Source organism: Streptomyces sp. NPDC032745, assembly GCF_055579465.1.
In genome coordinates this window covers 185,732-206,425 of sequence record NZ_JBVING010000008.1, presented here as the reverse complement: position 1 = coordinate 206,425, position 20,694 = coordinate 185,732, and the positions used below count along the sequence as shown (strand labels likewise).

General features: G+C 72.8%; 14 protein-coding genes. 5 read left to right on the top strand and 9 right to left on the bottom strand.

What is annotated here, in order from left to right:
• Nucleotides 1-56 precede the first annotated feature (56 nt).
• Nucleotides 57-605: a DinB family protein gene (locus tag ACZ5WG_RS22110; RefSeq protein ID WP_468725279.1), complete on the bottom strand. Its 549-nt coding sequence runs from the start codon at nt 603-605 to the stop codon at nt 57-59.
• A gap of 129 nt (nt 606-734) precedes the next feature.
• Nucleotides 735-1,166 carry a C40 family peptidase gene (locus ACZ5WG_RS22105; RefSeq protein WP_468725536.1) on the bottom strand — a complete coding sequence of 144 codons (432 nt, stop codon included), beginning with the start codon at nt 1,164-1,166 and terminating at the stop codon, nt 735-737.
• Between the two features lie 347 nt (nt 1,167-1,513).
• Here ACZ5WG_RS22105 and ACZ5WG_RS22100 point away from each other — a divergent pair, with 347 nt between their 5' ends.
• Entirely contained in the window at nt 1,514-2,839 is a 1,326-nt protein-coding gene (locus ACZ5WG_RS22100; RefSeq protein ID WP_468725535.1) for a M14 family metallopeptidase, read from the top strand.
• 50 nt (nt 2,840-2,889) lie between these two features.
• On the opposite strand, the gene ACZ5WG_RS22095 is transcribed toward ACZ5WG_RS22100, so the two are convergent.
• Together ACZ5WG_RS22095 and ACZ5WG_RS22090 are read right to left on the bottom strand one after the other, a co-directional pair.
• Entirely contained in the window at nt 2,890-7,662 is a 4,773-nt protein-coding gene (locus ACZ5WG_RS22095; protein ID WP_468725278.1) for a hypothetical protein, read from the bottom strand.
• A 43-nt stretch (nt 7,663-7,705) separates the two neighbouring features.
• Nucleotides 7,706-9,172, bottom strand: a complete 1,467-nt coding sequence (locus ACZ5WG_RS22090; RefSeq protein WP_468725277.1) for an APC family permease — start codon at nt 9,170-9,172, stop codon at nt 7,706-7,708.
• 430 nt (nt 9,173-9,602) lie between these two features.
• Here ACZ5WG_RS22090 and ACZ5WG_RS22085 point away from each other — a divergent pair, with 430 nt between their 5' ends.
• Entirely contained in the window at nt 9,603-9,860 is a 258-nt protein-coding gene (locus tag ACZ5WG_RS22085) for a hypothetical protein (RefSeq protein WP_468725275.1), read from the top strand.
• A 38-nt stretch (nt 9,861-9,898) separates the two neighbouring features.
• Here the strand turns inward: ACZ5WG_RS22085 and ACZ5WG_RS22080 are convergent, their stop codons facing one another.
• The 5 genes from ACZ5WG_RS22080 to ACZ5WG_RS22060 form a co-directional block, all read right to left on the bottom strand.
• The gene (locus ACZ5WG_RS22080; protein ID WP_468725273.1) at nt 9,899-10,834 is read right to left on the bottom strand and encodes a carbohydrate ABC transporter permease; all 936 of its coding nucleotides are present in this window, start codon (nt 10,832-10,834) and stop codon (nt 9,899-9,901) included.
• Nucleotides 10,831-12,180 carry an ABC transporter permease gene (locus ACZ5WG_RS22075; RefSeq protein WP_468725272.1) on the bottom strand — a complete coding sequence of 450 codons (1,350 nt, stop codon included), beginning with the start codon at nt 12,178-12,180 and terminating at the stop codon, nt 10,831-10,833. Before ACZ5WG_RS22075 ends, ACZ5WG_RS22080 begins: the two co-directional genes overlap by 4 nt.
• A gap of 11 nt (nt 12,181-12,191) precedes the next feature.
• Nucleotides 12,192-13,526, bottom strand: coding sequence for an ABC transporter substrate-binding protein (locus ACZ5WG_RS22070; RefSeq protein ID WP_468725534.1), 1,335 nt, complete (start codon nt 13,524-13,526; stop codon nt 12,192-12,194).
• Between the two features lie 78 nt (nt 13,527-13,604).
• Nucleotides 13,605-15,287, bottom strand: coding sequence for a glycoside hydrolase family 13 protein (locus tag ACZ5WG_RS22065; RefSeq protein WP_468725271.1), 1,683 nt, complete (start codon nt 15,285-15,287; stop codon nt 13,605-13,607).
• 229 nt (nt 15,288-15,516) lie between these two features.
• Nucleotides 15,517-16,791, bottom strand: a complete 1,275-nt coding sequence (locus tag ACZ5WG_RS22060) for an ABC transporter substrate-binding protein (protein ID WP_468725270.1) — start codon at nt 16,789-16,791, stop codon at nt 15,517-15,519.
• Between the two features lie 168 nt (nt 16,792-16,959).
• Here ACZ5WG_RS22060 and ACZ5WG_RS22055 point away from each other — a divergent pair, with 168 nt between their 5' ends.
• Genes ACZ5WG_RS22055 through ACZ5WG_RS22045 form a run of 3 tightly spaced genes read left to right on the top strand, consistent with a single transcriptional unit; the run spans nt 16,960 to nt 20,641 of the window.
• On the top strand, nt 16,960-17,466 hold the full coding sequence (locus ACZ5WG_RS22055) for a PadR family transcriptional regulator (protein WP_030869259.1): 507 nt from the start codon (nt 16,960-16,962) through the stop codon (nt 17,464-17,466).
• Nucleotides 17,463-18,266 carry an ABC transporter ATP-binding protein gene (locus tag ACZ5WG_RS22050; protein ID WP_468725268.1) on the top strand — a complete coding sequence of 268 codons (804 nt, stop codon included), beginning with the start codon at nt 17,463-17,465 and terminating at the stop codon, nt 18,264-18,266. Before ACZ5WG_RS22055 ends, ACZ5WG_RS22050 begins: the two co-directional genes overlap by 4 nt.
• 2 nt (nt 18,267-18,268) lie before the next feature.
• Complete coding sequence (locus tag ACZ5WG_RS22045) at nt 18,269-20,641, top strand: ABC transporter permease (protein ID WP_468725532.1); 2,373 nt, start codon at nt 18,269-18,271, stop codon at nt 20,639-20,641.
• The last annotated feature ends 53 nt before the right edge of the window (nt 20,642-20,694 follow it).

Sequence of the window (20,694 nt, the reverse complement as noted above, 5' to 3'; positions counted from 1 at the left end):
ACCTCCCCTCGGCTCCGGGATGCCCGGTGGCATCCCGACCGGGCCAGCTTGCCAGGTCACATCCCCGTCGCGCCGTCGATGCTTTCGCGGAGGATGTCCGCATGGCCGTTGTGCCGGGCGTACTCCGCGATCATGTCGACCATGATCCTGCGCAGTGAGACCGGCTCGCCGGTCCTCTTGCGGATCCCCGTCTCGTCCAGCGAGGCTGCGGCGGCAGTGATCTGCCGGGATCGTCCGCATTCCGCCCGCCACACGGCGAAGGCCTCCTCGACGTCACCGTCCAGGCTGTCGAAGTCCTGGTCGGGGTCGTCGTCGGAGTAGTGGAGCAGCGGGACGTCCTCGTGGGCGAACTGGATGCGGAACCACCAGCGCTCGACGCCGGCCAGGTGCCGGACCAGGCCGTGCAGGGACAGCGCGGACGCCGGCACGGCCTTCTCGGACAGCTGCTCCGGGGACAGACCGGCGCACTTGAGCTCGAAGGTGGCCCGCTGCCAGTCCAGGACCGCGCTCAGCGTTTCCCGCTCGCTGCCCACGGCAGGCGGAGCCTCGCGGGTGTCGCCGTTCCAGCGGGGTGCGTAGTGCTTGGGCGCGGGTGCCTCGGTCATCGTCTGCCTTCCTGATCGGGGACGAGGCGAGTCTGGCAGGCGCCACTGACATCGGGCCGTCTCCAGGGGCGGGCGCTGGGGGCGGGCCGTCGCTCCGTCGGCCACCGCGGTCCCTGCTCCGGCTCCCGGTCAGGTGGCACGGGTGTAGCGGACGCTTCCGCTCCAGATGCGCTCGAGCCGGACGCGCGTGCCCGGTCGTGGGGCGTGCCAGATCTTGTCATGACCGGCGTAGATTCCCACATGTCCTATGGTCGCGCCTGCGGGGAAGAAGACGAGATCGCCCGGCACGCGCTGAACGCGTGGGATGTGGCGCGTACGTTCATATTGTTCGTCGGCCGTCCGGGGAAGCTTCCGGCCGGCCTTGGTAAAGGCGTAGAGCGTGAGGCCCGAGCAATCGAATTCCCTCGGCCCCGTCGCTCCGTAGACGTACGGTGCGCCCCGCTTGGAGGCGGCAATTGCGACGGCCCTGGCGCCGTACGGTGAGGCCGCCTGGGCTTGGGCGGCGGGACCGGTGAAACTGGCCAGCGAGATTATGAGGAAGAACGTGAACGCCGCGGCGATGCGACGGTTCGGCAGATGGCCGTTTGCAGGTTTTCGGTTGTCCGCCCTGGTGCAGCTCAATCGTGATACCTCCGCATTGCTTTGCTGAAAAAGTTTCGGGTGACGTTCTGCGTCGGTGACATGCGTATCGGCTCTCGGCGGCGGACCAGTTTTCTCCGACAGACCGGGAGTTGCGACCACCGGACACACCTTCAAGCATCTCGGTTGGGTAAAATAATCCAAGTTTGTACTTATGGATGATGTTCCGGAGAAGCACCTCGGAGGAGTGGTCCACCGGCTCGCGCCGGGCGGGAGTGACCTATCGATCACCAGAGCCGTTGCCATCACATCGTGATCCTTTCGACGTGATGGAGTCCCCTGTGCAGTTCCACCGGCTCGCTGTCGCCGCATCGGCCGTGGGTCTCGCCGCGGTCACTCTCGCCGTGCCCCTGACGGCCGCCCCCGCCCGAGCGGCCGACGCCGCACCCCGCACGGGGTTCGAGGCCACGTACGGGGCGCGCTGGACCACGGAATCCGAGGAGCAGGCCCTGCTGGGCGCCGTCGACCGGCACGGCGGGCACGCCGCCCTGCGGCGTATCGGCACCACCCCGCGCGGTCGCCCGCTGTGGCTCGTGAGCCTGGGCAGCACCCGTGCCGCGGTCACCGTCCTCCTGGTGTGCAGCCAGCACGGCGATGAGCCGGCGGGACGCGAGGCCTGTCTGACCACCGTCCGCGACCTCGCGTACGCCCGCGACCCGGCGACCCGGCGCCTCCTGGCGCACACCACGGTCCTCGTCGTCCCCACCGCCAACCCGGACGGCCGGGCCGCCGCCACCCGGGTCAACGCGGACGGCACCGACATCAACCGCGATCACATCGCCCTGACTTCGCCCGAGGCACGCGCGGTCGCCGCCGTACTGCGCGACCGGCGCCCCGACGTCGTCTACGACCTGCACGAGTACCGGGCGACGCCCCGCACCTACGACAAGGACCTCTTCGACCTCTGGCCGCGCAACCTCAACACCGACCCCGGGGTGTACGCGCAGGCCCGCGCGCTGTCCGGGGCCTTCGTACGGAAGGCGGCGCACGCCGCCGGGTACTCCACCGGCACGTACGGCATCCGGACCGACCCCGTGACCGGCGCCCCCGCCAAGCAGACCGCAGGCGACGAACAGGAGCGGATCCTGCGCAACACGGCCGGCATCAAACACGCCGTCACGCTGCTGGTCGAAAGCCGCATCGACGCGGCCGGCGCCGTGGAAAGGGCCGACCCGGCCCTGAACCACCGGCGCCGGGTGAGCTCCCAGCTCACCGGCCTTCGAGGTCTGTTCACCTACCTCTCCGGGCGCGCGGGCACGCCGGCGGAGGTGACGGCATCCGCCCGCCTGGCCGGATACCGGGACGAGAGCCCGATCCTGCTGGGCGGTACCGACGACCGCCCGGCGACGGAGGCCGAGACCCTGGCCGATCCCCCCTGTGGCTACCGCCTCACGGCCACCCAGTACACCGAGGTCGGAGACCGGCTCGCCCTCCACGGCGTACGCGTCGTACGCTCCGCCGCCGACGGTGGTGCGTTCGTCGCGCTGCGCCAGCCCCTGCGGGCCCTCGTGCCCCTGCTCCTCGACGGCCGGGCCCGGTATCGGCTCACGGCCGGAGAGCCGGTGCAGCGGTGCGCGGCATCCGCAAACGGTTAGCGCCGCTCGTCCTCGGCTGACCCGCCCACCGGGGCGGCCGCCGCCGGGCCTCAGCTGCCACTGCCTTGCTCGGCACCGCCTTCCGCACCGCCGCGGACCCGCTCCCAGGCCGCCGTGAACATCTCGTGCAGCGGGGCCGTCGGCAGGACCCGCCCGAACGGGCTGTGGATCTGGTTGCGCCACAGCGGCCGTACCGCGTGCGCCGCCAGCTTCACGGTCTCCAAGGGCACGTGCGGGGCCTTCAGCTCGGTCCACCCCCCGGGCAGGAACAGGGTCCGGCCCGCCCGCGCCCGCTTGGCCTCCACCACCGCGCCCGTGCCGAGGAGTTCCGTCCGGGCCTGCGCATGCTGCTTGGCCGACCAGCAGTTCCACCGCCGTACGTTCCGGTCGGTGGGTGCGGCCAGCGTGGCCAGCTGGAGGTACAGCGCCGCCGCGTCCGGGCCGATGCCCAGCTGCTGCGCCGCCCGCGCGACCAGCTCCGGGCAGGACTGCCGTGGATCCGCCTCGTACGCCCCGGCCGGCACCGCCCCCGATCGGGCCCGGAGCATCATCCGCTCCAGCCCGCCGCCGGTCAGCAGCGGTGCCACCCGGTCCAGCTCCTCGGCCAGGTCGGTGACCTCTCGGACCCGCTGCCACACCGCCGGGTCGGCCACCGCCGCGGGCCGCAGGAAGGAGGCACCGCCGGGCGCGCACACCACCAGCGGCCCGGAGTCGTACGCGGTCACCGGAACCGGCCCCTCCTCCTTGCGCCCGTCCATCGCCACCGGCAGCCGCCCGGGCCCGAACCGCTCCGCGATCCGCGCCGAGGTGTCCTGGACCCGCCCACCGGGCAGCGCCACCAGCAGCTCCGGGCGATCCAGTTCGGCGCGCAGCCGCTCGTACAGGGCCATCGCGCCGGCCACCGCCGGATCGCCTACGGGCCGGTCCGTCCACGCCCACACGAGCGCGCTCGCGATCTGCGGGCGCGAGAGGCCCACCGGGGTGCGGTAGGGCAGCTCGGGCCCGGCCGGCGGCACGGCCCGGACCTCGGCCCCGATGCCGTACGGGGTTGCCGCCAGCTCCCAGCCGGCCGCCTCCACGGTCGCGTCCGCGGCAGCCTCGTACCCGCCCGCCAGCCGCCGGGCCCACACGTCGGGGAGTTCGAGCTCGGCCTCCAGGGTGTCGGCCGCCTCGTCGTGCACGGCGGGCTGCGTCCCGATGCGCTCCCGCCACACCTCGGCCATCCGCTCCACGGCCGCCTCGACCCCTCCGGGCCGCCACAGCCCGGCCGGATCCTCGGGCAGGGCCGCCGCCAGGACGGCCCGCCGGCCCGTGCCACCGAGCCGCGCGCGCAGCCGGTCGTAGGACTCGGCCGTCATCGGCGTGGCCTTGTACGGGGCCTTGCGGACCAGGGCGCGGTCTTCGTCGCGGTCGGGCCGGCCGACCAGACCTGACACCACCAGCCGGGCCACCGCCCGTCGTACGCCGGTCAGTTCGGCGAAGCGCGCGGCCGCCGACTCCGGCACCGGGACCGGTCCGTGCGCCTCGACCGCCGCGACCAGGGCCCGCAGCCGGGCGGCGTCGTCCCGCTCCACGCGGACGCAGCGCGCCTGCGGCGCCGCAGCCGGGACCGGGTCGCCCGTCGGGTCCTCGGCGGCGGCCGCCACGAACCAGCACTCCGGCCCGCCGGCCCGCACCGCGCAGGACGCCACCGCGATCCCGTCCGCGCGCAGCCCGTCCAGCAGCCCGGCGGACGCGCGGCCCACCCACCACCGGGTTCCCGCGCGGGCGAACGGCTGGTCGGCCCAGGTGTCCAGCAGCGCGAGCAGGGCGGCCCGGGCCCCGTCCGGGGTCGGTGCCACGGCAGCCCGCCAGGCGGCGGCGTCGATCGCGCCCATCAGCTGCGACCAGTCGTGCGGCGGCGCCGGCGGCGAGAGCCGGCGCACCTCCTCCACGAGGGTCCCGGCCAAGCAGGCACCGTCGGAGGCCAACGCGGTCAGCGTCGCCGCCAGGGGCACGACCGGGCTCCGTCGCCACGGGTCCCGCTCCCCGTCCGAGACCAGCCCGAACAGGGCGGGCAGCAGCTCGGTGTCCGGCACGGACCGGCCCGGCAGGGCCGACGGCGCCCCGGCGAGCAGGGTGACCCGCCGGTGCAGGGCGAGCCTGCGCTCCTCCACCCGGGCGGCCCGGGCGGCCACCGCCACCACCGCCTCGACCAGCACCGGGTCGGTCACGTCGGGCAACTCCCGGGCCACGGCTGCGCGGAGCACCTCCGCACCGGCGTCGGCGGCCGCCAGCAGTGCGTCCGCCGTCTCCCGGCCCACGGCCCGCAGCGCCCGGGAACCGGCGGCGTCCCGGGTCCGCAGCAGGTACCAGAACGCGGGTGGCAGGGCCACACCGCCCGAGGCGGTGGCCCGCCGGACCGGCCTCACCCGCGGATGCCGGGGCGAGTGGTACCCGTCCAGCTCCCACAGCAGGGCGCCGTCGGCGGCGTACGCGCGCACGCCCGTCCGCGTCTGCGCCTCGGCGAGGACCACGTCCTCCACCGGGCCCTCCGGCGGTGCCCACAGGGCCCACGGCTCCTGCCCCGGCCGGTCGATGTCGAAGCGGGCCGTGCGCCCGTCCACGCTCTCCACCAGGAAGTGGTCGGGCGCGTGATCGCGGTGCCGGGTGCGGAACAGCACCCGGGTCCCGACCAGCCCGTCCCGGCTGCCCAGCGGGGAGCCGGCCAGACCGGCGGGCAGCGGTGCCAGCTGCAGGGCCTCCGCGGCCAGGGTCATGCCGGCCTCGGAGGGCTCGGCGGCGGGGTCGGGGCTCGCGGGGCGGCCCGGGAAGTCCGGCAGTGCGACCGCGCCCTGCGGCTCCCCGGTGACCGGGTCCACCACCTCCCAAGGCCGGCGCCCGAACACGGCGTTGGTCCAGATCCGCGTACCGTCGCCGAGTTGCAGTTCGTCCCGGTCGATGCCCTCCGTGCCGCCCGGACGCAGCACCCGCCGACCGCCGTGCCGCCCGCCCCCGTCGGAGGTCTCGAACTGGAATCCGTACGCCCCGTCCAGGCTGCCGCCGAAGGGCACGAGACCGCCCAACTCGTCCGGAGTGAACGCCTCCGTGGGGCGGTCGGCCCAGACGGCGGTGTCGCAGTGGTACGGGCTCGGCTTGACCGTCCAGCTCACCAGGAAGGAGCCGCCCACGTAGTGGACCGCGTACATGGTCGCGTCGTCGGGCACCGTGAACCGGCAGGATCCCCGCACGCCGTCGGGGTCGACGGCGACCGCCCGGTCCCGCCCGAACACCGTCAGCACCGGCCAGGTGGTGGTCACCCCCGCCACCCCCGGCAGCACCCCGTCCGCTTCCTCGGGGTCGGCGCCCGCCGCGAACTCCGCGTACACCGACTCCAGGGCCGGCCACGCCAGTTCCTCCGGCAGACCGGCCGCCAGCGATCGCCGCAGCGCCCCCGCCGCTCCCGCCTCGGCGAGGGCGTCGCAGATCCCGTCGAGCGCCGATGCCGTCGGCCGGTCCAGCAGCGTCTCCAGCTCGGCCACCGCCTCCTCGGCTCCGGCCATGCCGCCGCCCGCGACGGTGTCGACGAGCTTGCCCACGCGCCCCGCGACCTCGTGGGCGATGCCCTCGTTGCCCGGCAGCAGCGTGACCGCCGACCCGGCTCGACGCCGCCGTTCCGGCGCCCACCGCGGCAGCAGGTCCGCGTGTACGGTCCCCTCCAGACGCGGGCCGAACACCGGGTCGGCGGCCAGCGCGGACAGGTCCCGCCGGGAGCGCTCGGCCCAGAAGCGCATCCGCATCTCCGGGCCCGGGTCCACGACCGCCGCCCCGGCCGCCAGACAGGCGTCCAACACGTCCGCGTCGAAACCCTGGTAGTGGTGCCGGGTGGTGTGCACCGTCACCGCAGTGCCTTCCGACCGCAGTCGCGGCCCCAACCGGCCGACCAGGTCGAGGAATTCCACCGGCAGCTGCTGACGCGCGACGCCGCCGCCGGACTGCGCCGCGTACTGGTACATGTGCACGAAGTGCCCGACCCAGTGGTGCAGTCCGCCCTCCGGTACCACCCGACCGGCCGCCATGGCCTCGGCCGCGCCGCAGCCGATCAGCATCCGCAGCCATGCCCCGCCGTCGGTGACCCCGTCCGGGAACACCTCGACCAGCCCCGCCGCGATCGCGTCCGCCGGCGGATGGGCGGCCAGGACCGGGCCTGCGGCATCCAGCAGCGCCTCCGGCACGGACTTCTTCCGCGTGCCCGACAGGATCGCGCCCACCATCCGCGCGATCTCGCCGTCCCCGTGCCCGGCAGCCTTGGCGGAGGCCCGCACCCGGCGCACCAGATCCGCCGGCAGGTCCGCCGCCGATCCCGCCCACGCGGTCAGGAACGCCTCGAGCGCAGTGTGCGCGGCGGTGGGGTCCAGCGTCTCGGCGAGGAACCGCTGATGGGCCCCGAACTCCTTGGCCGGCATGGCCCCGCCCGCTGCGAACAGCAGTGCATTGGCCCTGCGGTATCCGGGATCCACCGGGAGTCCGTGCTCGGCCTCGGCTGCCCGCGCCGCGGCGTACGCCCGCCCGCCGGGCCGGCTCCCGTAGCCGATCAACCGGTGGCCCACGGTGTCCCAGAACCACGGCAGATGCGCCGGCGGCAGCCGCCGCGCCCGCGCCGCCATCGTGTCCACGAACCGGCCGGGCTTGGCCCGGGACCGGCCGAGTTCGGTGCGCATGCCCTCCATCACGTCACGCGCTATGCCGGCCGCGTCCGGGTCGTGCGCCGCGACCCAGTCGGCGTACGTGGTCGAAGCGTGCGAGCCGGTGGTGGGAAGCAGGGGCTCCAGCGAGACGATCATGCTTGGGATCGTCGCACGCCCGGCTGACAACGAAGCCTTCGCGTCAGTGCATGAAGGCGCTCGCGTCTCCCGGCTCGGTCTCCAGCGCCTCGCGGTCGAGTTTCAGCATGACGAGGAAGAACAGCCCGCCCACGAGGAGCAGCCCGACCACGATCACGACGGAGACGAACGCCTCCCTGGGTGCCACCAGCACGAACAGAGCGCCGACCGTCCACACCAGCGCGCAGATCGCGACCGGCAGCTCGAAGCGCCCGAGGTCGAACGCGCCCTTCTTGCGGGCCAGTCGCCCGCGCACCGACAGGTAGAGGACGATGATCGAGCCGTAGGTGACCGCGGGGAGGATCGTCGACGCCGTGATCAGCTCCAGCAGTGCGGCGCCCGGCAGCGCGACCATCAGGACGACGCCCAGGGCGAAGATCAGGACCGTCGCCGGGATCGGCGTCTGTGTCCGGGGGTTGACCCGGCGCATCAAGCGGTGCGCGGGGAAGCGCGAGTCGCGCGACATCGCGTAGACGAGTCGTGAGCAGGCGACCATCACCACGATCCCGGCGCCGAAGAACGCGAACGTGATCGCGACCAGCAGGCTCTTCTCCATCGCCGGACCGAAATTCTCCCGCATGATCGCCGCGACCGGCGAGCCGTCGGCGGTGATCCGGGGGATGTCCTCGATCGCGACGGTGAGGGTGATCAGGAACAGCATGCCCAGGATTCCGGCCGCCACGACCGATCCCACGATCGCGCGCGGGACGGTGCGATAGGGGTCCTTGGCCTCCTCGGCCAGGTTCGCCGCGGAGTCGAAGCCGACGAGGGTGGCGAGGCCCATGATCATCGCGACCATCAGCCCGCCGCCGACGGCGAAGTAGTCGGGGGCGTTCTCGGCGACACCGCGCGAGGTGAGGTTGCCGGCGGAGCCGTTCCCCGAGACCGCAACGGCAACGATGAGCGCGATCGCCACCACCACGACGAGCGCCAGTTCCAGTCCCACCGCGACCGAGTTGACCAGGCTGACGAGGCGGGTCGAGGCCACTGCGAGCACGGCCTGGACGAACAGCACCACGAGCGTGATCAGGCGTGCGACGTCCTCGTCCGGCGCGATGCCGGCGAGCGGCATGAACGCCTGGCTCGCCAGCGCGTTGTCGACCGCCACCACGCCGATCGCCAGATAGCAGAAGGTCAGCCAGCCGAACCACCAGCCGGTCTTCGGGCTGGCCAGCCGCGAGGCCCATTGGTAGGAGGAGCCGCTGAGCGGGATGCGGGCGGCGAACTGCGCGACCACCAGTGCCACGAGCGTCTGCCCCACCGCCGCGACCACCCAGAGCCAGATCCCGACCGGCCCCGCGTTCACCAGCACGTCGTCGAACGTCGCGAAGATGCCGACCGCCACCGAGATGAACGCGAACGAGATCGCGAACACCTGGAAGGAGCCGAGCGTCCGTTTGAGCTCCTGCCGGTAGCCTCCGAGTTCGACGGAACCGCCGTCGTCCTGGGCGTCCCTCGAAGACTCCGCCACCTCGGCCACCTCACCCTTCCTCGACCCCTCGGTCCCGCACGCAGCGGTAGGGGCCTGACCAGTCCGCTACTCCTATCGCCCGTGTCGCGTTTGCGGCGGTCGACGCGCCTGGCCGGGCCCCCGATCGGGTGTCGCCCATGGGCCGGCCGATCGCATCGGGTGCGCCCCCGGCAACGGCGGCTCCGGGCCGGCGGCTCGGGACGGGTCCGGAAGGCGGTCACCGTCAAGTGGTGTCGCTCACAGGGGGCGTTGACGGATTCAAGGCGTATCGGGGTTGTGCCTTCGATCCGCAGAGCGGTTCCCGTTCTCGCCATGGATCCCGCAGGATGCGCCGGTTCGGCGGCCTACGGGGCCTCGGTATTCACCTGCGGCTGTCGGAGCCGGGTGGCACCATCTGGCCCGGTGGTTTGACCAGCTACAGGGGGTAGGCATGGCGAGCACGTACGACTGGCCGCGCGGAGCGCAGAGTGCGGACAGCGAGGCGCTGGAGCGCTGGCTGGATGCGCGGGGGTGGGAGGTCGACCCGACCGTCTTCATGGCCGGCGTGCTCGGCCCGGCGGTCCAGGTCCGCCGCATGGGCCGCGCCTGTCAGGAGGGCGAATCCGGCCTGCTGATCCTGCCGGGCGAGACGGTGGCGTTCGACGGAGACCGCATGCGGATCATGCCCCGGTCGCCGGCCACTGCGTAAGGGCCGGTGACCGGGGACGACTGGATCCTTCTCGCCGGTTACTTCACCGAGCCGGCCATCACGCCCTGGACGAAGTGCCGCTGGAAGGCGAAGAAGACGACGAGGGGGACCACCAGCGACAGGAACGCACCCGGCGCGAGGACGCCGATGTTGCTTCCGAACTGCCGCATCTGGGACTGCAGTGCGACCGTGAGCGGCTGGGACTCGCTGTCCGCGAAGAGCAGCGCCACGAGCATGTCGTTCCAGACCCAGAGGAACTGGAAGATGGCCAGGCTCGCGATGGCCGGCCGGCCCAGCGGCAGCACGAGCCGGGAGAAGATCCGCCACTCGCTGCCGCCGTCCATCCGGGCGGCTTCCAGCATCTCGCGCGGTATCTCGGCGAAGTAGTTGCGCAGCAGGAAGACCGCGAACGGCAGCCCGTAGGCGACGTGGAAGAGGACGACTCCGGCGATCGTGCCGAACAGTCCCACCGCGCCGAAGAGTTTGGCCACGGGCAGCAGCCCGATCTGCACGGGCACGACCAGCAGACCGACGACCACCAAGAAGATGCCGTCCCGGCCGGGGAAGTCCAGCCACGCGAAGGCATATCCCGCGAGTGCCGCGATGCCGACCACCAGGACGGTGGTGGGGACCGAGATCAGGACGGTGTTCCCGAAGGCCGCCGCGATGCCGGAGTCCTTCAGCAGGGCGCTGTAGTTGTCCAGGGACAGCTGGGACGGGTCGGTCAGCGCGGTCCACCAGCCGTCGGAGGCGTTGTCCCGCTCGGACCGCATCGAGGACAGGAACAGGCCCGCCAGCGGGGTGATCCACACGAGGGCGACCAGGATCAGCAGGCCCTGGACGACCGAGCTGCTCAGCCAGCGCGGCAGCCGGCTCCTGCGACGTGGTCCCTGCGCGGACGGGGCCCGGACGGGCCTCACCTTCGGTGTCGCCCGCCGGGAGGGCCGGCGTTCGATGGTGCTGTGGCTGCTCATGCTCCGCTCCTTCGGAAACGCCGGATGTTGAAGACCATCGCCGGGACGACCAGCAGCAGGAGCACCACGCTCAGCGCGCTCCCGAGCCCCTGGTCGTTGCCGCCGCCGAAGGAGACCAGCCACATCCGCGTGGCCAGTACGTTCGCTTCCTCCTGGACCGGTCCCGGCGCGATGATGTAGACGAGGTCGAAGACCTTCATCACGTTGATCACCAGGGTCACGAACACCACGGTGAGCACCGGCGCGAGCAGCGGCACGGTGATCCTGCGGAAGATCTGGCCCTCGCTGGCGCCGTCCATCCGTGCGGCCTCCAGCGCATCGCGCGGGATCGCCGCGAGCCCGGCGCCGATCAGGACCATCGCGAAGCCGGTCCAGACCCACAGGTACGCACCGATGATGGCCGGCGTCACCAGCGCCGGGCCGAGCCAGTTCACGCCCTGGTACGGCGCCGTGAAGTTGGCCGCGGGCAGCCGTACGGTGTACGCGCCGTCGGCCAGTCCGGTGAAGCGGAACGACCCGTCGGCGGAGGCGGTCGTGGTCGCGGCCACCCGGCCGTCGTCCCGTACGGCCTCGACCGTCATGCCGGGCAGGCCCTTCTCGCCCGGGTCGACCTTGCCCGGTGTGCCGGCGCCGCCGGGGGCGAAGTCGAGGTAGACCACGCCCCCGATTCCGTCCGCGCCGGGTGTCGCGGTGGCGGCGGCCTTCGCGTCGGCGGGTATCGCGTCGGGTGCCACCCCGACGAAGCCGAGGCCGACCGTACCGCCGGGACGCACGGTCTGCCGGGTGCTGTACGGGCCGCCCGCCCTGCCGGTCAGGCCCTGGCCCTCACGGGCACGGGCCGTCGGATAGGCGGCGGTGTCGTCGAAGGTGTCGTGCACGCCGACGACGACCGCGTTGAGCACGCCCCGGTTCGGGTCCTGCTCGTATGCGAGCCGGAAGACGATGCCCGCGGCGAGGAACGACACGGCCATCGGCAGGAAGAGCACCAGCTTGAACGCGGTCGCCCAGCGCACCTTCTCGGTGAGCACGGCCAGCATCAGTCCGAGCCCGGTCAGCAGGAGAGGGGCGACGACGACCCAGATGGTGCTGTTGCGGATCGCCTTGAGGGTGGCCGGGTCGTCGATGATCGCCGCGTAGTTCCCGGCGCCGACGAATCGGTCGCCGCTGGCGTCGAAGAGACTGCGGCCGAAGGAGAAGACGACCGGGTAGACGACCAGCGCGCCGAGCAGGAGCAGGGCGGGCAGTACGAAGGCGATCGCCAGGCGGCGTTTCCTTCGCTGGGCCCGGCGCCGCGGGTTCGCCGCGGCGCGGGCGGTCGGGGTGCGGGCGGTCAGGGTGTCAGCCATGGCGGGCCGCCTCAGTTCCCGTACGCCTTGGCGGCAGCGGCCTCGAGCTCCGCGGCCGTGCCCTGCGGGTTCGACGGGTCGCGCAGGAAGTCCTGGAGGAGCTTCCACTCGCCCGCGCCCTTGGTGCCGCCGAACGCGGCCGGGGCCTGGTCCGACATGTCGAAGCGGACCGAGTTGCCCGCCGCGACCAGCGACTTGGCGGTGCTTCGCGTGGTGTCGTCGCCGTACGCGGCGAGGTCGACCCGGGTGTTCGGGGACAGGAAGCCGCCCGCGCCGGCCCAGACCTCGGCCGCCTCGGGCCCGGCCAGGAATTCGAGCAGCTTCATGCCGGCCTTGCCGTTCTTGGCGTCCTTGAGGACGACGGCCGCGTCACCGCCGCTGACCACCGGCGTCGTGCCGCCGTCGACCGCGGGGAAGGGGAAGAACTTGGCGTCCTCCCCGAGCTTCTTGCCGAACTGGTCCTTGGCGACCCCGCCGACGAAGTCGCCCTCGTAGACCATGCCCGCCTTGGGCTCGGGGCCGAAGACCTGCTCGACCGACGAGGGGAAGTCGGTGCCCAGCGCCGTCTGGGCGCCGCCGGCGACGAGCTGCTTGTCCTTGAACAGTTCGCCGAGGGTGGTCAGTGCCTTGACGACGCTGTCGTCGGTCCACTTGATCTTGTGCTGGGCGAGCTGGTCGTACTTCTCCGGCCCGGCCTGCGAGAGGTAGATGTTCTCGAACCAGTCGGTGAGGGTCCAGCCGTCCTCGCCGGCCACGGCGAAGGCCGGGCGGCCGGAATCGGCGAGGGTGCGGCCGGCCTTCAGCAGGTCGGCGTAGCTCTTGGGCTCGCTGACACCGGCCTGGGCGAAGGCGTCGGGTGCGTACCAGACGGTCGACTTGTGGGCGGCCTTGAAGTACAGGCCGTAGTACTGGCCGTCCACGGTGCCGTAGTCCTTCCACACCGGGGCGAGTGAGGAGCCGGCCGTCTTGGCGGCCTGGCCGGACAGGGGGAGGAGCCAGCCCTCCTTGGCGAACTGCCGAAGCACGCCCACCTGGGGCACCATCACCACGTCGGGCGCGTTGCCGCCCTCGATCTTGCTTCCGACGAAGGTGGAGACGTTGTCGCCGGAGGGGACGAAGACCGTCTTGGCGCCGGTCTTCTCGGTGAAGGCGTCCAGGACCTTCTTGAAGTTCTTCTGCTCGCTGCCGGTCCAGACACCGGCCACGGTCACGGTCTGGCCGCTCAGTTCACCGCCGCTCGCGGGTCCGGTGGTGCCGCCGCAGGCGGTGGCACCGAGGGCGAGAGCGAGGGCCGCCGATGCGGTGGCAGCGGTGCGCAGGGTCGTCTTGCCGGGTCGTCGCATGATGAGGTCCATTTCCGGAGGTCGGCAGGTGGGGAGGTCGGCACGTGGGAGGCCGGCGGGTGGGGAAGTCGGCAGGTGGGGTCAGGGGGTCGGGCACTCGGCCGTCCACCAGGCGGCGGTCGCCGCGGGGAGCACGCCGTCGGGGCAGGGTCCGCTGGCGAGCAGCGGGATCCCGGCGACCGGCGCGGGCACCGGCTCCGTGCCGAAGTTGACCGCGCAGATCAGGCCGTCGCCGCGGGCGACCGCCAGGACCTGCGGGGGTGCGTCCAGCCAGCGCAGAGCGCCCTCGCCGAGCTGCGGCAGGCTGCGCCGCAGCTGGAGGCCTTCGCGGTAGAGGTGCCAGAAGGAACGGGTGTCGGCCAGGGCGCGGTCGGTGGCGTGCTCGGCGAACCACTCGGGCTGTGGCAGCCACGGCTTGGCGCCGGCCGCTTCCTGGGTGAAGCCGAACGGTGAGGCGTGCCCGGACCAGGGAAGCGGTACGCGGCAGCCGTCCCGGACGTGCTTGCGGCTGCCCGTGCGGTGGAAGATCGGGTCGGTGAGGACCTCGTCGGGCAGGTCGAGGACCTCGGGGAGGCCGAGCTCCTCGCCCTGGTAGACGTACGCGGCGCCGGGCAGTGCGAGCATCAGCAGGGCGGCGGCGCGGGCCCGGGCGGCTCCCAGTCCGCTGCCCCCCACCCCCGGCTCGCCGGCGTACCGGGTGACCGTACGGACCTGATCGTGGTTGTTGAGCACCCAGGTGACGGTGGAGCCGGTGCCGGCGATGTCGCGTATCGCCTCGGTGATGGTCGACCGGAAGGCCTCGGCGTCCCAGGGCGCGCTGAGCAGGTCGAAGAAGAACGCCTGGTGCAGCTCGTCGGGGCGGACGTACGCGGCGTGTTCGCGCGCGGTGGGCACGGACACCTCGCCGACCAGCAGCCGCTCGTGGCCGTCCCGGGCGGTGTACTCCTCGCACACCGAGCGCCAGCGGCGCCACACGTCGTGCACCTCGGGCTGGTTCCAGGCCAGCTGGTTGACGGCGTCGCGGGCGCGCTCGTCCGCTCCGGGGTCGTCCGAATCGGGCAGCTCGGGGTGCTTGAACAGTCCGGCGGCGACGTCGATACGGAAGCCGTCGACACCGCGGTCCAGCCAGAAGCGCAGCACCTGCTCGAAGTCGTCGCCCACGGCCGGGTCGCGCCAGTTCAGGTCGGGCTGCTCGGGCGTGAAGAGGTGCAGGTACCACTCGCCGGGGGTGCCGTCGGGCCGGGTGGTCCGGCTCCAGGCGGGACCGCCGAACATGGCGCGCCAGTTGTTGGGCGGCTCGGCACCGTCCGGGCCGCGGCCGGGCGCGAAGTGGAAACGGGAGCGAGCGGCGCTGCCCGGCGCTGCGGCGAGCGCGTCCAGGAACCACGGGTGCTCGCTCGAACAGTGGTTGGGGACGATGTCGAGCAGCAGCTTGAGCCCGAGGCGGCGGGCGTCGGCCACCAACCGGTCGAACTCGGCGAGGTCGCCGTAGACGGGGTCGACGCCGCAGTAGTCGGCGACGTCGTAGCCGTGGTCGTGCTGCGGCGACGGGTAGAAGGGGCTGAGCCAGATGCCGTCGACACCGAGCTTGCGCAGGTAGGGGAGCCCGGACCGGACGCCTGCCAGGTCGCCGATGCCGTCCCCGGTGCTGTCGAGGAAGCTGCGGACGTAGACCTGGTAGATCACCGCGTCGCGCCACCAGGGGGCAGATGCGGCGGTGGTGCGGGAGGGGTGGCCGGTGTCGGCCGGAAGGGTGCTGAGCATCTCGCGTCGACCTGTTCTGCTGAATGCGAGAGCGCCCCGGATCGGTGCGCTGTTATGCATGCATGTTAAGTAGCAGCGACTGGAAGGTGTCAACGATGTGTCCAGAAACAGCGAAAAGCTGGGGTGATTTGTGCCGAAATACCCACGCGCAAGACGAAGGGCCTCTACTTAACATGTAAGTAGAGGCCCTCGGGGGAGTGAGAGGAGCGGAGGAAGCGGAGTGGTGCGATCAGTCCTTGCGGGACAGCGGCCCGAGCTCGCGCGCAAGCCGCGCCGTCGCCTGCTCGGGCGTCTGGCGCTGTGCCATCACGTCCTGCGCCACGGCCTGCACGGCGAGGCTCACCTGGTCGTAGCGCGGGCTCTTCGGGCGGGGCACCGCCGACAGCACGCTCTGGCGGAGCGTGGGCAGGTACGGATACGCGCGGATCAGCTCGGGATCCTCGTACAGCGCGGCGCGCACCGGTGGCAGCGAGCCCTCGGTGAGCACCTGCCGCTGGACCCGTTCGCTGGTGAGGTAGGAGATCAGATCGGCCGCCGACGCCGGATGCCGCGCATGGCTGCTCACCGCCAGGTTGGAGCCGCCCAGCACACTGGTGCCGGGCCCGTCGGGTCCGGGCAGCGGCACGGCGCCGAACCTGCCCGCGACCTTAGACCCGGCCGCCCCGGCGTCCGCGTACACGTACGGCCAGTTCCGCAGGAAGAGCAGCCGGCCGTCCTGGAACGCCTGCCTGGACTCCTCTTCCTTGTAGCCGAGCGCCTCGCGCGAGATCCAGCCGTCCCGCACCCCGTCCGCGAGGAACCGCAGTCCGGCGCGCGCCGCGTCGGAGTCCACCGTCACGCGTGCGCCGTCGTCGCGCAGGATCGAACCACCCGCCGACTGCACGGCCTCGGTGACGTTGACGGTGAGCCCTTCGTACGGCAGGAACTGGCCGGCGTAGCCGTCCAGTCCGTACTTCGGGGCGATCGTGCGCGCCTGGCGGGCCAGCTCGGCCCAGGTGCGCGGCGGTTGCTCGCCTTCCTGCTCCAGGATGTCCTTCCGGTAGTAGAGCAGTCCCGCGTTCGTGACGTACGGGACCGCGTACAGCCGGCCGTCGAAGGTCGCGGTGTCGACGACCGGACGCAGGAAGGCGTCCAAGGGGAAGCGGTCGCGCTCGAGCGGGGAGATCCACCCGGCCGCCGCGAACTCGGACGTCCAGGCGACGTCGATGTTCAGCACGTCGAACCGGTCGCGGCCCGAGCGCAGTTCGCTGATCATCTGGGCCCGGGTCTCGTCCGCCGCATCGGGCAGTTCGACGAGCGTGACGCGCTCGTCGGGATGGCCGTCGTTCCAGTCGTCGAGGAGCGGGGAGAGGTAGTCGGTCAGATCGCCCGCCGTCACGAGCGTCAGGGGTCCGCGGCCCTCCGCGGCCAGGCTCGCATCGGCGTGCACACCGAAACCGGCGTACCCCGCGAGCACCACCGCCCCGACCAGGAGAGCTCTACCCGCGGCACGCATCCACCGCATAGATTCCTCCCAGTGCACGATCCGGCTGCGCTGCCGACCATCGTGGCCTATATATACCCGTTAGGCATGGGCGATACTAGACGTCCAGGCAGACGAGACGTACGGCGGCTGCACCCGGTCCGCTGCCGAGTGAACCGTTGACTACGGAGCGGGAAGGAGGGGGAGCGAGTGCGGCTGGCGCTCCTTGCGCTCCTCACCCGTAGCCCTGCGCACGGTTACGAGCTGAAGCAGGACCTTGAGAAGCTCCTGGGCGCCGCGTACCCTCAGCCCAACGTCGGCCAGATCTACGTCACCCTCGGCAGGCTGGAGAAGAGCGGCCTCATCGAGGGCGAGGACGTCGAGCAGTCGGGCCGGCCCAACAAGCGCACGTACAGGCTGACGGACGCCGGGCGCGAAGCCGTGCTGGCCTGGTTCGAGGAAACCGCCGAGGAGCCCCGGGTACGGGACGAGTTCTTCATGAAGCTCGCACTCGCACCGCAGTCGGGTCTGGCCGACCCGATCGCGCTGATCAACAAGCAGCGGCGGCAGTACCTCAACACCATGCGGGACCTGTCCAAGCTGGCGGCGGCCGAGGACCGCGACAACAAGATCTCCCAACTGCTGATCGAGGGCGCCATGCTGCACCTGCAGGCCGACCTCGACTGGCTGGAACGCTGTCAGGAGGAGCTGGAATGAGCGACGACGCCACCACCGACGCCGCCACCGCTCCTGCCGTGCCCGCCCGGCCCATCGTGCGCGCCGAGGGCCTGACCAAGACGCACCACGGCGAGGGCGCGGCGGTGCATGCCGTGCGCGGGGTGGACCTGTCCGTCCAGCCGGGCGAGTTCGTCGCCGTCACCGGGCCGTCGGGGGCTGGCAAGTCCACGCTGCTGCATCTGATCGGCGGCCTCCAGCGGCCCGACGGCGGGAAGCTGTGGCTCGGCGGAGAGCGGGTCGACGAGTACCGCGAGGCCCGCTGGGCGGTCCTCAGGCGCCGCAGCATCGGCGTCGTCTTCCAGTTCTTCAACCTCGTCTCCAACCTCACCGTGGCCGACAACGTCGAACTGCCCGCCCTGCTCGCCGGAGCCTCCCCGAAGGCGGCCCGCGCATCCCGAGCCGAACTGCTCGCCGAACTCGGTCTCGAAGGCCGCGAGCGTTCGATGCCCGGCGAGCTGTCCGGCGGCGAACAGCAGCGGGTCGCGCTCGCCCGCGCCCTGGTCAACCACCCCACGCTGCTGCTCGCCGACGAACCGGCCGGCAGCCTCGACAGCAAGGGCACCCGCGAGGTGCTGCGGCTGCTCTCCCGGTTCCACCAGCGTGGCCAGACGATCATGATGGTCACCCACGACGCCCGGATGGCCAGTGCCGCCGACCGCGTCATCAGCTTCTTCGACGGGCGCATAGCCGACGATGCGCAGCTGGACGGCGGCGGGCGGAGCCGGCCCGCCCGCGGTGTGTCCGGCGTACTGGACCTGGACCCGGAACCGAAGCGGTGACCGTGCGGGCCACGCTGCGCTGGGCGCACGCAGACTTCCGGGCACACCGCGGCGAAGCCCTCTTCGTCGTGCTGGCCAGCGCCGGGATCATCGCCTCGCTCCTGCTCGCCGGCGCACTGTTCAGCTACGCCGCGAACCCCTGGCAGCGGATCTTCAACCAGTCCCACGGCGCGCACATCTGGCTGCAGACCCGCGCCGGGACGGACATGGACGCCCTGTCCGGCGTGGACGGGGTCGCAGCCCTCGCAGGTCCCTACCGCACCGCGGCGACGACGGTCGAGTCGCGCGGCGCGCGGGTCGGCGTGACGCTGCGCGCGGCCCCGGCGGCGCCCCCGGAGACGGGCCGGCCGCTCGTCACCGCCGGCAGCTGGCTCGCCCGGCCGGACGACGGCGAACGCGACGACGGCGGCACCGCGGCCGGCACCGGCACCGGCACCGGCACCGGCACCGGCGCCGTCGTGCTGGAGGCCTCGGTCGCGCGGGCGCTCTGGGCCGAGCCCGGCGACACCGTACGGGTCACCGGGCCGGACGGCGCCCCGCACGTACTGAGCGTGAGCGGGATCGCCGAGGTGGCCGAGCCCCGCTACCACCCGGGCGGCGGGCCCGGCATCGGCTGGGTGCTCTCCGGCACCCTCGACGGGATCGCACACGGAGACACCGGGCAGAGCGTGGGCCTGCGCCTGGAGGATCCGGACGACACCGACTTCATCGTCCAGCGCGCCGTCACCGTCCTCGGCGCCGACCGGGTGGCCCAGGTCACCAAATGGCAGCAGGCCCGGGCCGAGGCGGGCGGCGACGACCGGCTCCTCGGCCAGATGTTCGCCGTCTTCGGCCTCGGAGCGCTGCTCGCGGCGGCGCTCGCCGCAGCCGGTGCGATCGGTGCCCGGGTACGCGGCCAGCTGAGGGACATCGCCGTCCTCAAGGCGGTCGGCTTCACCCCCGGCCAGGTGACGCGCGGCTTCCTCGTCCAGCATCTGGCCTTCGCGCTCCTCGGCGTGGCCCTCGGCACGGCGGCGATCGCCCTGCTCGGAGCCCGGATACCCGGCCGGATCGGGGAGGCGGCAGCGGTCTGGCAGGACCTGCCCGGCCACACCGTGCTCATGATCGGCGTCCCCTGCGGGGCGGTGCTGCTGATCGCGGCCGCCACCGGGCTGTCGGCCTGGCGGGCCGGACGGGTGCCACCGGTGCCGGTGGCCCGTGCGGCGCTGCCGTCCGCCGCGCCGATGACCGCGCTCGGCCGGCGGGCCCTCGGGATGCGGGTGCCTCCCGCGCTGGTCCTGGGGTGGCGGGCGGCGTTCCCGCGCCGCGGTCGCACGCTCGTAGCGGTGGCCCGGCTCGCCCTGCCGATGGTCCTCATCACGGTCGCGCTCGTCGCCTGGTCGACGCTGGACCAGTTCCGCAGCCGGCCCGCGCAGATGGGACTGCCCGCGGCGCTGACCGTACGGGCCGAGCAGCCTGCAAGGTCGTCCGACGCGGAACTGGAGAAGACCCTCGCGGCGGTCCCCGACATCGCCACGGTCCATCCGGGCGCCGAGATGGCAGCGCTCGTACCGGGGCAGACCGGCACCATCACGCTCCGCGGGCTGGGCACGGCCCGGGACCCCTACCCCTCCAAGGTGGTGGAAGGCCGCGCGGCCGGCGGGCCGGACGAGGCAGTGGCCGGGCAGGGACTGCTCGACCTCCTCGGGGTGCGGGTCGGTGCGTGGGTGCGGATGACCGTCGAGGGACGGCCGCAGATCCTGCACCTCGTCGGCCGCACCATCGAACCCGAATCCGGGGGCCGGGTGATCACCACGACCCTCGACGCACTGCGGGAGCGCGATCCGGGGCTGCGGCCCGGCTTCCACGCCCTGGTGCTGCGCAAGGGTGCGGACCCGCGGGCGGTGAGCGCCGCGCTCGCCGTGGCGGCGGGCGGAACGCTGGAGGTCAGGGAGACGCCCAATCCGGTGGACCGGCTGGAACCGGCGCGCGCAGTGATCGCCGCCCTGATCGCGGTACTCGCGCTGATCGGGCTGACCGAACTGCTGACGCTGATCAGCACGGGGGTACGCGACCGGGGGCGGGACCTGCTCGCGCTGAAGGCGATCGGGCTGACGCCCCGGCAGATCGGCGCGATGATCGTGACCGCCGCCGGACTGACCGCGCTGGCATCCGCCGTGCTGGGGACGACGGTGGGGGCGCTGTCCGGCAGCTGGCTGGTGGACACCCAGGGCGCGTCGAGCGGGATCGGCGCGGGCATCGCCCAACTGCCTCCGCTGCCCGTGCTGTTGACGGTGGTCACGGGGGCGGTCCTGGGTGCGGTGGCGGCGGCGCTGGTACCGGCGACACGGACGGCGCGGCGCAGGCTGGCGGACTCGCTGAGCGAGACGCTATGAGTCCCGGGTAGCGGCGCCCGGCCCGGGGGTGAGTGTCAGAGCCCGCGACTAGT

Coding starts and splice junctions, on each gene's coding strand:
- ACZ5WG_RS22110 (WP_468725279.1), bottom strand. CDS start 605: ATGACCGAGGCACCCGCGCCCAAGCACTACGCACCCCGCTGGAACGGC.
- ACZ5WG_RS22100 (WP_468725535.1), top strand. CDS start 1,514: ATGGAGTCCCCTGTGCAGTTCCACCGGCTCGCTGTCGCCGCATCGGCC.
- ACZ5WG_RS22095 (WP_468725278.1), bottom strand. CDS start 7,662: ATGATCGTCTCGCTGGAGCCCCTGCTTCCCACCACCGGCTCGCACGCT.
- ACZ5WG_RS22085 (WP_468725275.1), top strand. CDS start 9,603: ATGGCGAGCACGTACGACTGGCCGCGCGGAGCGCAGAGTGCGGACAGC.
- ACZ5WG_RS22080 (WP_468725273.1), bottom strand. CDS start 10,834: ATGAGCAGCCACAGCACCATCGAACGCCGGCCCTCCCGGCGGGCGACA.
- ACZ5WG_RS22075 (WP_468725272.1), bottom strand. CDS start 12,180: ATGGCTGACACCCTGACCGCCCGCACCCCGACCGCCCGCGCCGCGGCG.
- ACZ5WG_RS22065 (WP_468725271.1), bottom strand. CDS start 15,287: ATGCTCAGCACCCTTCCGGCCGACACCGGCCACCCCTCCCGCACCACC.
- ACZ5WG_RS22060 (WP_468725270.1), bottom strand. CDS start 16,791: ATGCGGTGGATGCGTGCCGCGGGTAGAGCTCTCCTGGTCGGGGCGGTG.
- ACZ5WG_RS22050 (WP_468725268.1), top strand. CDS start 17,463: ATGAGCGACGACGCCACCACCGACGCCGCCACCGCTCCTGCCGTGCCC.